Source organism: Flavobacterium psychrotrophum, assembly GCF_003403075.1.
In the GTDB taxonomy this organism is placed as follows: Bacteria; Bacteroidota; Bacteroidia; order Flavobacteriales; family Flavobacteriaceae; genus Flavobacterium; species Flavobacterium psychrotrophum.
The window spans coordinates 3,598,220-3,612,790 of record NZ_CP031557.1; the positions used below are offsets into that span (position 1 = coordinate 3,598,220).

Annotated in this window: 19 protein-coding genes; 8 read left to right on the top strand and 11 right to left on the bottom strand. The window is 43.1% G+C overall.

The features are described from left to right. Positions 1-89 precede the first annotated feature (89 nt). From DYH63_RS15425 to DYH63_RS15440, 5 genes are all read left to right on the top strand, one after another. Positions 90-1,220 (top strand): DegT/DnrJ/EryC1/StrS family aminotransferase, encoded by a 1,131-nt coding sequence (locus DYH63_RS15425; protein ID WP_116789640.1) that lies wholly within the window; start codon positions 90-92, stop codon positions 1,218-1,220. After that, on the top strand, positions 1,220-1,363 hold the full coding sequence (locus DYH63_RS21360) for a hypothetical protein (RefSeq protein WP_162927053.1): 144 nt from the start codon (positions 1,220-1,222) through the stop codon (positions 1,361-1,363). The genes DYH63_RS15425 and DYH63_RS21360 overlap by 1 nt, the downstream gene beginning before the upstream one ends. Continuing rightward, positions 1,356-1,652, top strand: coding sequence for a DUF8479 domain-containing protein (locus tag DYH63_RS15430; protein WP_116789641.1), 297 nt, complete (start codon positions 1,356-1,358; stop codon positions 1,650-1,652). Before DYH63_RS21360 ends, DYH63_RS15430 begins: the two co-directional genes overlap by 8 nt. A 3-nt stretch (positions 1,653-1,655) precedes the next feature. Beyond that, positions 1,656-2,678 carry a UDP-glucose 4-epimerase GalE gene (galE, locus tag DYH63_RS15435; RefSeq protein WP_116789642.1) on the top strand — a complete coding sequence of 341 codons (1,023 nt, stop codon included), beginning with the start codon at positions 1,656-1,658 and terminating at the stop codon, positions 2,676-2,678. Positions 2,679-2,782: 104 nt separating this feature from the next. Next, positions 2,783-3,022 (top strand): hypothetical protein, encoded by a 240-nt coding sequence (locus DYH63_RS15440; protein WP_116789643.1) that lies wholly within the window; start codon positions 2,783-2,785, stop codon positions 3,020-3,022. Between the two features lie 2 nt (positions 3,023-3,024). On the opposite strand, the gene DYH63_RS15445 is transcribed toward DYH63_RS15440, so the two are convergent. The 8 genes from DYH63_RS15445 to ruvC form a co-directional block, all read right to left on the bottom strand. Further along, positions 3,025-4,002: a polyprenyl synthetase family protein gene (locus tag DYH63_RS15445; protein ID WP_116789644.1), complete on the bottom strand. Its 978-nt coding sequence runs from the start codon at positions 4,000-4,002 to the stop codon at positions 3,025-3,027. 84 nt (positions 4,003-4,086) lie between these two features. After that, positions 4,087-4,842: an enoyl-CoA hydratase/isomerase family protein gene (locus DYH63_RS15450; RefSeq protein ID WP_116789645.1), complete on the bottom strand. Its 756-nt coding sequence runs from the start codon at positions 4,840-4,842 to the stop codon at positions 4,087-4,089. 2 nt (positions 4,843-4,844) lie between these two features. Beyond that, the gene (locus DYH63_RS15455) at positions 4,845-5,630 is read right to left on the bottom strand and encodes a PH domain-containing protein (protein WP_116789646.1); all 786 of its coding nucleotides are present in this window, start codon (positions 5,628-5,630) and stop codon (positions 4,845-4,847) included. Positions 5,631-5,682: 52 nt separating this feature from the next. Beyond that, positions 5,683-6,054: an MmcQ/YjbR family DNA-binding protein gene (locus DYH63_RS15460; RefSeq protein ID WP_116789647.1), complete on the bottom strand. Its 372-nt coding sequence runs from the start codon at positions 6,052-6,054 to the stop codon at positions 5,683-5,685. A gap of 105 nt (positions 6,055-6,159) precedes the next feature. Then, positions 6,160-6,516 (bottom strand): DUF4260 domain-containing protein, encoded by a 357-nt coding sequence (locus tag DYH63_RS15465; protein ID WP_116789648.1) that lies wholly within the window; start codon positions 6,514-6,516, stop codon positions 6,160-6,162. A 26-nt stretch (positions 6,517-6,542) separates the two neighbouring features. Beyond that, on the bottom strand, positions 6,543-7,307 hold the full coding sequence (locus DYH63_RS15470; protein WP_116789649.1) for a cyclase family protein: 765 nt from the start codon (positions 7,305-7,307) through the stop codon (positions 6,543-6,545). Between the two features lie 110 nt (positions 7,308-7,417). After that, positions 7,418-8,551: a radical SAM family heme chaperone HemW gene (hemW, locus tag DYH63_RS15475; RefSeq protein ID WP_116789650.1), complete on the bottom strand. Its 1,134-nt coding sequence runs from the start codon at positions 8,549-8,551 to the stop codon at positions 7,418-7,420. A gap of 50 nt (positions 8,552-8,601) precedes the next feature. Next, positions 8,602-9,156 carry a crossover junction endodeoxyribonuclease RuvC gene (gene ruvC / locus DYH63_RS15480; RefSeq protein WP_116790865.1) on the bottom strand — a complete coding sequence of 185 codons (555 nt, stop codon included), beginning with the start codon at positions 9,154-9,156 and terminating at the stop codon, positions 8,602-8,604. A gap of 24 nt (positions 9,157-9,180) precedes the next feature. On the opposite strand from ruvC, the gene DYH63_RS15485 reads away from it, so the two are divergent. Further along, positions 9,181-10,119 (top strand): lysylphosphatidylglycerol synthase domain-containing protein, encoded by a 939-nt coding sequence (locus DYH63_RS15485; RefSeq protein WP_116789651.1) that lies wholly within the window; start codon positions 9,181-9,183, stop codon positions 10,117-10,119. A 200-nt stretch (positions 10,120-10,319) separates the two neighbouring features. Here the strand turns inward: DYH63_RS15485 and DYH63_RS15490 are convergent, their stop codons facing one another. The 3 genes from DYH63_RS15490 to rsmG form a co-directional block, all read right to left on the bottom strand. Continuing rightward, complete coding sequence (locus DYH63_RS15490) at positions 10,320-10,802, bottom strand: hypothetical protein (RefSeq protein ID WP_116789652.1); 483 nt, start codon at positions 10,800-10,802, stop codon at positions 10,320-10,322. Between the two features lie 87 nt (positions 10,803-10,889). Further along, positions 10,890-11,471, bottom strand: coding sequence for an LOG family protein (locus DYH63_RS15495; protein WP_116789653.1), 582 nt, complete (start codon positions 11,469-11,471; stop codon positions 10,890-10,892). A 2-nt stretch (positions 11,472-11,473) separates the two neighbouring features. Next, on the bottom strand, positions 11,474-12,118 hold the full coding sequence (gene rsmG / locus DYH63_RS15500) for a 16S rRNA (guanine(527)-N(7))-methyltransferase RsmG (RefSeq protein ID WP_116789654.1): 645 nt from the start codon (positions 12,116-12,118) through the stop codon (positions 11,474-11,476). 111 nt (positions 12,119-12,229) lie between these two features. On the opposite strand from rsmG, the gene DYH63_RS15505 reads away from it, so the two are divergent. Both DYH63_RS15505 and DYH63_RS15510 read left to right on the top strand, forming a co-directional pair. Next, positions 12,230-13,324 (top strand): fatty acid desaturase family protein, encoded by a 1,095-nt coding sequence (locus DYH63_RS15505; RefSeq protein ID WP_116789655.1) that lies wholly within the window; start codon positions 12,230-12,232, stop codon positions 13,322-13,324. A gap of 53 nt (positions 13,325-13,377) precedes the next feature. Continuing rightward, positions 13,378-14,565, top strand: coding sequence for a pyridoxal phosphate-dependent aminotransferase (locus tag DYH63_RS15510; RefSeq protein ID WP_116789656.1), 1,188 nt, complete (start codon positions 13,378-13,380; stop codon positions 14,563-14,565). The last annotated feature ends 6 nt before the right edge of the window (positions 14,566-14,571 follow it).

The following is a 14,571-nucleotide window of genomic DNA, read 5'->3' on the forward strand; positions in this document are numbered from 1 at the left end:
CTGAATATTGGGGTGCTAAATTACGTATTTTTCATTGGCAGGGCGGCATTAAATTAGTAGTTTTGCGTGACTTTAATAATTTCACTACAATGAAAAAAATACAAATGGTCGACCTGAAAAGCCAGTACGACCAGATTAAAGATACCGTAAACGCTTCTATTCAGGAAGTGCTTGACACCACCTCTTACATCAACGGCCCACAAGTGCATAAATTTCAGAAAGACCTGGAAGACTACCTTGGTGCTAAGCACGTTATACCGTGTGCTAACGGTACAGATGCACTACAAATAGCCATGATGGGCCTTGGCCTGAAACCCGGCGACGAGGTTATAACTGCCGACTTTACCTTTGCTGCAACCGTAGAAGTTATAGCCCTGCTGCAACTTACTCCGGTACTGGTAGATGTAGATGCTGACACTTACAACATTTCTATCGAAGCTATTAAAAAAGCCATTACACCAAAAACCAAAGCCATCGTTCCGGTGCACCTTTTTGGGCAGGCAGCTAATATGGAAGCCATTCTGGCGATAGCCAAAGAACACAACCTGTATGTTATTGAAGATAACGCTCAGGCCATAGGCGCGAATTATAAGTATGCCGATGGTTCTAAAAAGAAAGCCGGGGTTATAGGCGATGTAGCTTCTACATCATTCTTCCCATCTAAAAACCTGGGGTGCTATGGCGATGGCGGTGCTATTTTTACAAATGATGATGAACTGGCACATACCCTGCGCGGGATTGTAAACCACGGTATGTATGTGCGCTACCACCACGATGTTGTGGGTGTAAACTCCCGTTTAGACAGCATACAGGCGGCAGTGCTTAATGCAAAGCTACCTAACCTTGACAGTTACAACAAAGCCCGTAGCGAAGCTGCTGCTAAATATAGTGCTGCATTTGCCGGCCATACAAATATTGTTACTCCTGTAATAACAGGAGATGAAGACAGCCACGTTTTTCACCAGTATGTAATGCGTGTACTAAATACAGACCGCGATGCCCTGCTACAGCACCTGCTGGACAAAGGCATACCATGCGCTATTTACTACCCAATACCGCTACACAGCCAGAAAGCATATGCAGATGCCCGCTATAACGAGGCAGATTTTCCGGTAACAAACCAGCTGGTAAAAGAAGTTATTGCCCTGCCAATGCACACGGAGCTTGACGATGAGCAAATAGCTTTTATAACCGGTGCAGTACTTGAATTCCTGAAATAATGGAAGAGGGAAAACGCAAAAAGATAACCGCAGGAGGCATTGCAGGTTTTGCAATAGCTTTTATAATTTCGTATTTTGCGGTATCTTACTTTACAGGGAAAGGTGATGACTGTACTTTTAAAAACCTCAGAAAAGATGAATAAGTCATTTCCCATGAAGGTTGATAACGACACAAGGCTTGATAGCACTAATGTACAAAAGGAGCCGCTTACCCTTAACTATTACTATACCATTGTAACCCTTGAAAAAGAAGCCTTTACCGAAAATTTAAACGACGTAGTGGCGCAACTTAAAAAAGGGACACAGGAAAACCTGGACAAATCGCCCCAGATGGCAGAATTCAGGGAGAAGAATATTTCCCTCAAATACTGCTACTATGATAAAAAAGGCGCCTTTGTGGTAGACTATACTATTAAACCAACAAAACAATAAAGAATGAAAATACTTGTAACCGGCGGCCTGGGCTTTATAGGATCGCACACTGTTGTAGAACTTCAGAACACAGGTTTTGATGTAGTGGTTATCGACGACCTTTCTAACGCTTCTATAGAAGTCCTTGAAGGCATTGAGGCTATTACCGGAAAAAAGCCTGAATTTGAACAGATCGACCTGCGCGACAAGGCGGCCGTACAGAACTTCTTTAAAAAATACAGCGATGTAAGAGGCGCCATACATTTTGCTGCAAGTAAGGCTGTAGGCGAAAGTGTGCAAAACCCGCTACTTTATTACGAAAACAACCTTGGCGCCTTAGTATATATTCTTCAGGAGTTACAGAAAAAGGATGCCGCTAATTTTATCTTTAGTTCATCGTGTACCGTTTATGGCCAGGCAGAAAAGATGCCAATATCTGAAAGTACGCCAGTACAGCCTGCCATGAGTCCTTACGGCAATACAAAAAAAATAGGCGAAGAGATAATACATGATGTTGCTAAAGTAAGCAACATCACTGCAATATTACTACGCTACTTTAACCCGGTTGGAGCACATCCGTCGGCTAATATTGGCGAGCTTCCGCTTGGTGTACCGCAAAACCTTGTGCCGTTTATTACACAAACCGCCATGGGGCTTCGCCAGGAACTATCGGTTTTTGGAAATGATTACCCAACGCCGGATGGCACCTGCGTACGCGATTACATACATGTGGTAGACCTTGCAAAGGCACACGTTATTGCGCTGAAACGCCTGGTTGAAAAGAACAATACCGAAAAAGTGGAGGTATTTAACCTTGGCACCGGCAAAGGCAACTCAGTACTTGAAGTAATTAATGCTTTTGAGGCTGCTACCGGCGAAAAGCTGAACTATAAAATAGTGCCGCGCCGCGAAGGCGACGTTACCGAAGCGTATGCCGACACTACTAAAGCCAATGAAGTATTAGGCTGGAACGCCGAACTTTCTTTAGACGAAGCGCTTGCCTCTGCCTGGAAATGGGAGAAGAAAGTACGCGGAGACGGTAAGTAGCGATTAGTTTTCAGTATAAAAAACAACCGTATAATAACAAAATCCCAAACGCAATGTTTGGGATTTTTGTTTTAAACACATACTTTAGCACAAACTTTTCTGACATGGGAAAAACCACACCACGCTTTGAAAACCTTAAGCCGCTTGCTACTAAAAACAGGTTAACTGCATTAACTATCGTATGGTCTTTTGGGGTATTGTGTCTTATGGCGGTGCAGACAGATTTGTTTAGGCACTATGACTTTAAGCCCGCATTTATAGCCGTATATTTACTCATGGCTATAAACACGTTATTCATTGGTAAGCTCTGGAAAATTTACATCGAAAACAGGCAGCAAAAATAACCTTATATCTTACGCTCAATAACGTAATTTACCATAAGTACGAGTGCATCTTTATAAGGAGAAGATGGATAGCCTGATAGCAACTGCAAAGCCTCTTCCTGGTACTGCGCCATTTTTTGTTCGGCGTAAGAAAGCCCGCCTTTGTTTGTTACAAAATCGATAACCTCCTTAACCCGCTTTTTATCTTTGTTGTGGTTTTTAACCGAATTTATTACCCATTTTTTTTCTGCTTTAGAGCAGTTGTTAAGGGCATAAATTAGCGGAAGCGTCATCTTTTGCTCTTTAATGTCAATACCTGTTGGTTTACCAATGGCATCATCAGTATAATCAAAAAGGTCATCTTTTATCTGGAACGCCATACCTATAAGTTCGCCAAATTTGCGCATCTTCTCGGTATCTTCACTATCAGGGTTTACAGATGTAGCACCCAGGGAACAACAGGCCGCAATAAGCGTAGCGGTCTTTTGGCGGATAATTTCATAATAAATATCCTCAGTAATATCGAGCCTGCGCGCTTTTTCAATTTGTAAAAGTTCGCCCTCACTCATTTCGCGCACCGCAACAGATATAATACGCAGCAAATCGAAATCGCCATGATCTATACTAAGCAGCAAACCTTTAGACAGCAGGTAGTCGCCCACCAGCACCGCAATCTTATTCTTCCACAGGGCATTAAGCGAAAAGAAGCCACGGCGGCGGTTAGAGTCGTCTACCACATCATCATGCACCAGCGTTGCGGTATGGATAAGCTCTATTACCGAAGCACCACGATAAGTGCGCTCGTTAACCAGCCCACCACTTACCATCTTGGCTGTAAGAAACACAAACATAGGGCGCATTTGCTTGCCCTTACGATTTACTATGTAGTAGGTAATGCGGTTGAGCAACGCCACTTTTGAAGACATCGACTCGTGGAACTTTTTTTCAAAAAGTTCCATTTCGGCCGAGATGGGCTGTTTTATTTGCTCGGTGATTTTCATTTACACCCCAAAGATAACAAAAGACTTTATAGTTGTAAACTTACAAAGTCATAAAGTTTGCAACTATAAATCCTGAACATACAACTACGAACCTTTTAGCGCATTCAGCGCCTGTTTTGTAAAGTCAGACAACACCAACTTACCACTCATTTCCGCACGTTCGGCAAGCAGTGCATCCCAGTTTTCGGTTCCCTCCCAGGCTACCTGCTTTAATAGCTTCATAGCTTCAGGATTGTAAGCTGACAATTTACCCGCAAGTGCAGCAACAGCTCCGTCAAGTGCCTCGATTGTGTCGAATACCTCTGCATACAGGTTTTTCTCGTGTGCCCATGCTGCACTGTAAAATTGGGTTGCATTAATACTCATGCGCATAAATGCAGACGTACCTATTTTACGCTCTACGGCAGGGCTAATTACAAACGGCCCTATGCCTATGGTCAGTTCGCTCAGTTTTACAGCAGCGGCTTCTGTCGCAAGTGTGTAATCAGCCGCAGCGGCAAGGCCTACACCACCACCCACTGCCCTGCCCTGTATACGGGCAATAACCAGTTTGGGCGCCTTTCGCATAGCATTGATAACATTGGCAAACCCGGAAAAAAACGCCTTACCATCAGCCTCATTGGTAATACTTAGCAGTTCGCTAAACGATGCCCCGGCACAAAAGGCTTTTTCGCCCCCGCTTTTAAGCACAATTACACGAACATCAGGATTGTCACCAAGGCTCTTAATCTCGGCAGCCAGGCGCGCCAGTTGTACACCGGGCATAGAATTGCCCTGCGGATGAAAAAACGTAACGGTACCTACACCTCCCGCAATTTCTGAAGTTACAAATGCTTCCATAATTATAAATGGGCGAGTATTTCTTTTTTAAGGGCATCGTATTCACCCTGTAATATCAGTCCGTTATCAAGCAGCCTTTTATAGCTTTGCAGCTTATCAAAAAGTGCCTCTTTAGTCAGGCTTTCAAGCCCTGCTTTTTCTTTGGCTACAAGCTTATCTTCTTTATCTGAAATAACCGGTACAGGCTCGGCAGCTTTAGTTTCTTCTTTGTAGCCATCACTTTCATTCTTAAAAGCACTGTTCATAAGAGATGAAAAATCGTTTACCTCTTCAGCCTCTATTTCTTCTATCTGCTCGTTAATATAAGCATCATTGATGTGCCCCGGCGGGTCAGATGGAATTTCTTTTTCCTCAACCTTATCTTCAGCTTTAACCTCAGTAGGTTTCGCAGCCTGCTTAAGTTCTTCAAGCTGTTCTTTGGCAAAAGTGTATATTTTGCGTGCCTGTATCTTGGGCAGGTAATCTATAGAAATAGTAAGATCTGTATTGGTATTGAACGAAAATTCAGAGCCCAGTATGTTCTCTTTTACAAAAACACCCGCGATGTTTGTCCACGGATAATCGGTAAAATCCATGCTCAGCCCCAGGTTTTTTGGCTTGCAGATGATAATACGCCTGTTGGTAAGCACTATACTGTCAGGAAAAACAGTAATGGCCGGTTTTTTCTGTACACCTATGTAGCCCACCTCTTCATTTCTCATAAGGAGATCGCTGAGTTTGGCTGATATTTTTTCGATGGCTTTAGGGTCCTGCTCTTCGTTAAGAAACTTTTTAAACTGCTCTTTCATCTTGAAAGGTTAATTGATTGAAATTCAAAGTTACCAAAGTAGCCTGAATTTCTTAGTTATCTTTTTGCAAAATTTCTGCCTGTAGTTTTTTGGTCAGGCTGTTAAATATAAGCTCGTAAGAATGCGTAATAAGTTCGCGCAGCAGCTTAACAGGCACATCGCTGTTTACTGTAATAGTATTCCAGTGTACCTTGCTCATATGGAAACCGGGATTAATACCATCATATTCGGCACGGAGTTCTAAAGCCCGTTCCGGGTCGCACTTAAGGTTCATAGACGGACTGCCTTTCTCCCATTCAGAAAGTGACGAGAGTGCAAACATCTTACCGCCCACCTTAAACACAAGCGTATCCTCATCAAACGGAAAATGTTCTGTAACACCTTTTTTGGCAAGGCAAAAATCGTAAAAGTCGGTTATGGTCATAAAGTTGAAAGTCTTAAAGTTTTTAAAGTAGCAAAGTTACAGAGTTGCAAAGTATCTGAGCCGCTCTGTCTTTCATCTATTATCTTATTGCATCTTCTAAAGAATCTATGTCTTCTTCCCTATCTCACCCAAATGGGTAAATTTAAATCCACGTTCATATTTAAGGCCGTAGCCAAACATCCTGTCCATACTCGAATGCGCAAATAGGATAACACCTGCAAGTTGGATTAATGCATTCCCTGTATAAATACCCAAAATATAAACTACTACAGCAACCGCCCTATGATGGAACAGATTGTATGCCCATGCCCCTACACGATTTCCTGCAAGGTAACCAAGCATGGAAAAATCAGGCACCAGTATAAGCACAGAAAACCACCACCACGCAAACGGCAACAGGCTAAACCCATAAATACCTAATGCAAATAATGCTGCTTCCTCTAACTGAATAAGCTGTTTCATGCCATTCAAAATTTAAAATTCATCATTTAAAATAATCTATAAAGAACAGGCTTACTCGGGCTGGCATCATTTTCAAAAGAAGCAATCTGAATATTTAACAGATACGTACCGTCAAGAACAGCATCGGGCACAAAGATCATTTCAGTAATCGTGGCATGACGGCGGGCATCTGCGTTTAATCCCTGAACATCGGTAATATTCCAGAAAGCTTTGTGTGCCCCCAGCCTGCCTTCATCTTCCTCGCGGTCTACACTAGGCAGGTCGATAAGCAGGTGATCAATACCGCATTCACGGATATAATCTGCCGCAGCGGCTTCAAGATAAGGCGGATTGGTATGGCTGTAATTTTTATGTTGCTTGTCGGCTTTATTAGGTAGCGTTCGGATTACAAGTGCCTCAGGGGTTTTACCGTTTAGCTTATTCTCTATCTGCGCTTTAGTTATAACATTGTCATCGCCCTGCACTTCAGGCGTAACCGATATCAGCTCTGCCATAAAGAAGAACTTGACCAGCGTTTTGTTGATGCTGTAAAAATCGTTGGTAATATGCCCCAGGCATTCGGTGTGTGTACCGTGCGCGTGCGGATTAAAGGCTATGTTATTAAAATTTGTTGATGCACCCTCGCTTACCTTGCCCACCCAGTTATCTATAGCTACGGGGCGTATAATAGGGTGTTCTAAATACCAGGCAATTGGGTTTTGGCTATCGCCGGTTAGTGGTATCGAAATATCAATGGGTTTAGAAAAGTCTACTTTATAACTTTTCTCTTTATGGTCTATAGTAGCAAGCATAATATTTTTAAAGACTATTTCACAGAGTTACACAGAGGTTTCACAGAGATTCACGGAGAATAAATCAACGACACCACACTGATTAAATCTCGGTGTTCATCTGTTACATCCTACTCCAAATTTACAAAAAACAAATCGCTGGCTATGCCATCGGCCAGGAACTTTCCGGCACGGGTGGTTTTAAGGATGTTATTTTCAAAAGAAAGCAGTTGCTGGTGTACAAAAGGCGTCGCCTCTTTAAGCAAATAATCTGAGAAGGCATTTCCAAAATTTTCTTGTACTTTCAAGACATCTACACCCCAAATGGTACGCAGCCCCGTCATTACATATTCATTATAACGATCTGTTACAGAAAGCTCTTCTGATTCAAGAGGCAAAACACCTTCTTGTACTTTCCGGAGATACAGGTTATTATTAGCTACATTCCAGCTGCGGTGGGTACCGTTGTAACTATGCGCCGATGGGCCTATACCCAGGTACTTTTTACCCAGCCAGTAGGCTGTATTATTCTTTGAAAAATATTCAGGCTTACCAAAGTTTGACAGCTCATAATGCACAAAGCCTTCCTGCTCCAGCCTATCAGCCAATAACAAAAACTGCTCATGCGCTGCTTCATCACTTGGTGCAGAAATAATACCTTTTTTAACCAGCGTATGCAATGCCGTTTTAGGCTCTACCGTAAGGGCATAACTTGATATGTGCGGAATGCCAAACGACAGCGCCTTTTCTACATTCTGCATCCATCGGTGGTTATCCATACCGGGAATACCATAAATAAGGTCGAGTGTAATGTTATCAAAATACTTTACAGCTTCTGTAAGACATTGCTCTGCCTGCGTGGCATTGTGCGCACGGTTCATCATTTTAAGGTCTTCCTCAAAAAAGGACTGCACACCAATGCTTAACCTGTTAATTTGTGAATTTGCTAATTCGGTAATTCGGGAGGGCGATAAATCATCCGGATTGGCTTCGAGGGTCACTTCAGGATTAGCAATAACCGTATGGTTTTGGTATACGGCATCTAATAAAAACCGTGTTTGTTCATTGCTAAGTACCGAGGGTGTACCACCGCCAAAGTAAATGGTTTCGATAACTTCACCGCCTAATTCGTCTTTGCGCAGGGCAATTTCTTTGGCTAAAGCCAAAACCATATCGTCCCGGTTTTTCATGGAAGTAGAAAAATGGAAATCGCAATAATGGCATGCCTGCCTGCAAAACGGAATGTGGATGTAAATGCCCGCCATGGGCGCAAAGGTACAATCTTTTCAGGCAGAAAATAATAGGCTGTAAAGCCCTACTTCACCTTATCGGGGTTTTGTTTTATAAAGGCATCCCAACCGGTGTAGCTTTTACCCGCCACGGTAGGTTTACCCGTATTAAAATGATGGCATACGGCTGCTGCAAGGCCATCGGTGCTATCCAGGTTTTTAGGCAGTTCTTTTAAACCTAAAAGCTGTTGCAGCATTTTAGCCACCTGTTCTTTACTGGCATTACCGTTGCCGGTTATGGCCATTTTTATCTTTTTTGGTTCATACTCTGTAACCGGGATGTCGCGCGAAAGCCCTGCCGCCATAGCAACGCCCTGAGCCCTTCCCAGCTTGAGCATACTCTGTACATTCTTACCAAAAAATGGCGCCTCAATGGCTATCTCATCCGGGTTATGGGTATCAATAAGTTCTATTGTACGTTCAAAGATGAGTTTTAGCTTTAGGTAATGGTCGTCATATTTACTAAGCTGCAATTCATTCAGCTGGATAAATTGCATCGATTTGTTAACCACCCTTATAAGGCCAAAGCCCATAATGGTCGTTCCGGGGTCAATGCCTAATATAATACGTTCGTTTGCCAAAGCTATTTTAGTTACTTTTGCCGGATGAAAGCCCTGCCCCACAAAACTAAGCAATTGTTTGTTTTTATCGCTAAACTTTTAGTTGTAAGCGGCGCTTTTTATTATATCTATAACCGCCTGGCTAATGGCGAGCAGTTTGACCCCCACCGTTTCAGCACGGCTTTAGCAAAACCTAATGCATGGTTTATTGTTGCAGCCATTATCATGCTTACTTTTTTAAATCGTTTTTTAGAGATCCTGAAATGGAAGGCACTGGCCAACACCCTACAACCGGTATCGCTGGGGCAGAGTGCCGCACAGGTACTTGCTGCGGTTACCGCCGCTATTTTTACACCAAACGGACTGGGCGAATATGCCGCCAAAGCACTCTACTATAAAAAACAGGACGCGAAAGAGATTGTGTTCCTGAACCTTGTGTGCAACGGTGTACAGATGATTATTGCAACCCTGGCGGGACTTACCGGACTGGTAGCTTTTAATTTTATATACAGTGTAATTCCAAACTCGCTACTGCTTGCAATTATTGCCGGGATAGGCATAGTAGCACTTATTGTTTTCGCGTCGCGAAATATTACGGTTAAAGGCTATTCGTTACAAAAGCTTTTTGAGAAGATAAATGCCCTGCCAAAAAGTGTACACCAAAAAAATATGGCACTGGCCTTATTCCGCTACCTGAGTATTGTAAACCAGCATTACCTGTTGTTTTTACTCTTTGGCGTAAGCATACCCTATCCGGTAATGATGGCTGCGATTGCGGGAATTTACTTTTTAGGCTCAGCATTGCCTAACTTTACGTTTATCGATTTTGCAGTACGTGGCAGCGTTGCGGTCTATTTCTTTGAAATTATTGGCGTAAACGAATGGATCGTTGTCTTGGCTGCTACACTGCAATGGTTATTAAATGTAGTACTACCGGTAGTAGCGGGAAGTTATTTTGTATTGACGTTTAAGCGGAAGTTATAAAGAAATCTTTGTAACACTTTATATGAAATTTCGCTAAGTTCCACAAAGGGACACAAAGCTGTTCAGAAGAAGTTGATCGCGCGGATTTGTAATCCGTGCGTAATAATAGCAACCGAAAGTAAATCACGGATCAAAGATCCGCGCCATCCGGTTTTCTTTTATTTGTGAAGATTCGTGTAATTCGCGGCAAAACAAAAGGCCTATTTCTTCACATCTAAAATCACGGGAAGTACAAACTGGCTGGTAACGGGCACGCCCTCTTTTTGTGCAGGCTCTACTTTAGGGAAATCGACCAGGCGGGCTTTAATGATACTATCTATTTTAACCGTATCATATTGCACGCTATCTTTTGGGAACTGGGGATCAAACTGCAGGCGGGCGTCGGCAAAAACCGTAACCTTAACCTGTATGGTATCCAGTTGCGGGTATAAGAGTGCAATGGTATCAGCCCCAAGCTTTTCCTGCACCAGGCGTGCCATGGCCGAGAAAAAGCATTCTTTTTTAAGGGCTTTATCGGTTATTACATCACACTCTGCCAGCGAGGGGTAACTACTTACTTCTTTCCAGTTAATTTCTTTCAGGCGTTCCTGCAACAGGGCATCCTCATCGGGCACCTGCTTATCAAAATATTGACAGGAAACCCCAAGGAGAGAAAAAAGCAATAAAAGACTTATTTTTTTCATGAAACGCTAACGATCATTTTTACTGACAGACCAAAAATAACGAAAATTTATTTAAGGAGATATCATCTGCAACTTCCGGTAATGCTATTATGTAGTTTCTTTACTAATCCATTTACCCACCTCAGGGGCTTTATAGCTACGCATTTTATCAAGCAGGGCATCGGCATTAGTATCTACCAGCAACATATCGCGGTTTACTGCCTTTAAAAGCCCTTTGCCAACCATAGTATCTATAAAGGCGATAAGCTCATCATAAAATCCGTTTACATTTAGCAATGCCACAGGCTTTTTATGCAGGCCGAGCTGTGCCCAGGTAAGTATTTCAAACAATTCTTCGAGCGTACCAAAACCACCTGGCAGGGCAATTACGCCATCGCTCAGGTCATTCATTTTTGTCTTACGCTCGTGCATGGTTTCGGTAAGTATCAACTCAGTAAGTCCGGCATGGGCTATTTCTTTGGTTTGCAAAAAGTGTGGCAATACACCGGTAACGGTGCCGCCTGCGCTCAACGCACCATTTGCTACAGCCCCCATAAGCCCTACCTGCGCACCGCCATAAACCAAACCTATATTATTTTTAGCCAATGTAGCCCCAAGCTGAAACGCCTCCTGCTCAAAAATAGCATCAGTACCAAAACTCGACGCACAAAAAACTGTTATATTCTTCATTATTAATAATCGTCCCTCAGCGCTCTATACTTCATGGCAAGGTGCACCACTTTTTTAGTTTCAAAAAACTCATCACTAAAATAATCCGGCAAATTAAACAACGTAACTTTTTGGAATACTGCCAGTTCCTCAGTTAAGTCGCCACCCTTTAGGTAAAGAATACCGTTAGGCAATGCGTGCTTTTGGTCCTTCTTAACTTTTCCGCGTACCCACTTAACAAAATCGGGCATATTGGTTACCGCACGGCTTACAATAAAGTCAAAATCCTCTTCAATATTTTCAGCACGCTTTTGTTCGGCACGCACATTTTTAAGGCCAAGCGCTTCAGCTACGCCCTGCACTACTTTTATTTTCTTGGCAATAACATCTACCAGGTAGAAATTAGTCTCCGGAAAAAGTATTGCAAGAGGTATTCCCGGAAATCCGCCACCGGTACCTACATCAAGCACGCTTGCTCCCGGCTCAAACGGCATTACTTTTGCAATACCTAACGAATGCAGTACATGGCGGGTATAAAGTTCGTCTATATCCTTGCGGGAAATAACGTTTATCTTGGCATTCCAGTCAGTATACAAATCTTTAAGGCTGGCAAACTGCTGCTTTTGAGTATCGGTAAGGTTAGGAAAGTAGTGTAGGATTTCCTCCATTGTTTTTAATTTTTTGACAAAAGTAAGCATTTCCGTTATGAAATTTCCGTTCAATTTTTGCGTTTACAACTTGATTAATAATTACCTTTGAAAATTAACTTACAGTTATATATGAATGTAACCCAACCCGTTTTCTCAAAACATGACTCTGTAAAGTTCTTCAGGACGCTTACTAAGCGTGTTAACGACTATTTTAAAGAAAACAATATAAAAAAAACCGGAAACTGGAAGCTGCACCTTAAAACAGCCATTATGTTTTCGCTTTACCTAGCTCCCTACTTTGTTATACTTACGCTCGACCTCCCGTGGTGGGCAAACCTGTTGCTTACCATAGTTATGGGTGTGGGCATGGCCGGCATAGGCATGAATGTTATGCACGATGCCAACCATGGCTCTTACAGCAGCAAGACCTGGCTCAATAAAATTATGGGCAGTAGTATGTACTTACTGGCAGGCAATGTAAACAACTGGCAGATACAGCACAATGTACTACACCATACGTACACAAACATACATGGGCATGATGAAGATCTTGAAGCGGGTCGTATTATCCGTTTCTCGAAATCGGCAGAGTGGATGAAGATCCATAAATTTCAGCACTATTACTCGGTTTTCCTGTACGGACTGTTAACTTTTAACTGGGCGATTACGACCGACATCAAGCAGATGCGCCGCTACATAAAGCGTGGGCTTGCTTACGGAAAATTCCAGAGCCCTGTTAAGCAATGGACAATTTTAGTGGTAACCAAGATAATATACATATCCATGTGGATAGCCTTACCTATAATTATAGGCATTGACTGGTGGAAGGTATTGCTGGGCTTTTTTGTAATGCACTATGTGGCAGGCCTTATACTGAGCATTGTGTTTCAGCTGGCTCATATTGTAGAAGAAACAGATAACCCACTCCCGAACGAAAATGGCGAAATGGAAAACACCTGGGCCATACACCAGCTGTACACCACAGCTAACTTTGCCCCAAAAAACCGGTTTGTAAACTGGTTTACGGGTGGGCTTAACCACCAGATAGAGCACCACATTTTCCCGAACATCAGCCATGTGCATTATAAAAGGATATCGCAAATAGTAAAGCAAACAGCTAAAGAGCACAACCTGCCCTACCACGAGTTTAAGAGCATGAGGGGCGCTATAGCAGCGCACTTTAAGCACCTTAAAGAACTGGGAATGGAGCCTAAAATGGCGTAAGTGCAGCTTAACCATTAACATTAAACACAACACATAACACAATTAAAGAAGAAATGAACGCGCTTTCAGACAGGATCAACAACTTATCTACATCGCAAACGCTGGCTATGGCCGCAAAAGCAAGGGAACTAAAAGCTCAGGGTATAGACGTTATTAGCCTTAGCCTTGGCGAACCCGATTTTAACACCCCCGATTTTATTAAAGAAGCAGCCATACAGGCCATAAACGACAACTACAGTGCTTACCCGCCGGTAGATGGTTATGCCGAACTTAAGGATGCTATAGCCCTGAAATTTAAGCGTGACAATGGCCTTGATTACAAGCCATCGCAAATTGTGGTTTCTACAGGTGCAAAGCAGTCGCTTTATAACCTGTGCCAGGTATTGCTTAACCCGGGCGATGAATGCTTACTGCCTGCCCCTTACTGGGTAAGCTATGCCGAAATGGCAAAGATGGCTGAGGCTACGCCTGTAGAGGTGCCTACATCTGTAGAAAGCGATTTTAAAATAACACCGGAGCAACTGGAAGCCGCCATTACCCCTAAGACCAAGGTAATAATGTTTAGCTCGCCATGTAACCCAAGCGGATCTGTTTACAGCCGCGAAGAGCTTACGGCACTTGCTGCCGTACTGGAAAAATATCCGAACATCTACGTTATTGCCGACGAAATATATGAGCACATTAACTTTAGCGGTAACTTTTGCAGCATAGCTACCATTCCGGGCATGTACGACCGTACCATTACCGTAAACGGTGTGGCTAAGGCATTTGCAATGACCGGCTGGAGGATAGGCTACATAGGCGGGCCAGAGTTTATTGCCAAAGCATGTACTAAAATGCAGGGGCAGGTAACCAGCGGTGCTAACAGTATAGCACAACGCGCTACCATTACTGCGCTTCAGGCAGACCCAAGCGTACTGAAAGACATGGTAGCAGCATTCCACCGCCGTCGTGATCTTGTAGTAGGCCTTATTAAAGAAATTCCGGGCTTTAAGATCAATGTTCCTGAGGGTGCATTCTATGTATTCCCGGATATCTCTTACTACTTTGGTAAAACGCTAAAAGGCATGGAAATAAAAAATGCCGATGATTTCTCAATGTTCCTGTTAGAGCACGCTACTGTGGCTACCGTTACCGGAGATGCTTTTGGCAACCCTGACTGTATCCGTTTTTCTTATGCTACGGCAGATGAAACACTTGTAGAAGCACTTAGGCGCATTAAAGCAGCCGTTACTGAATAAGTTACA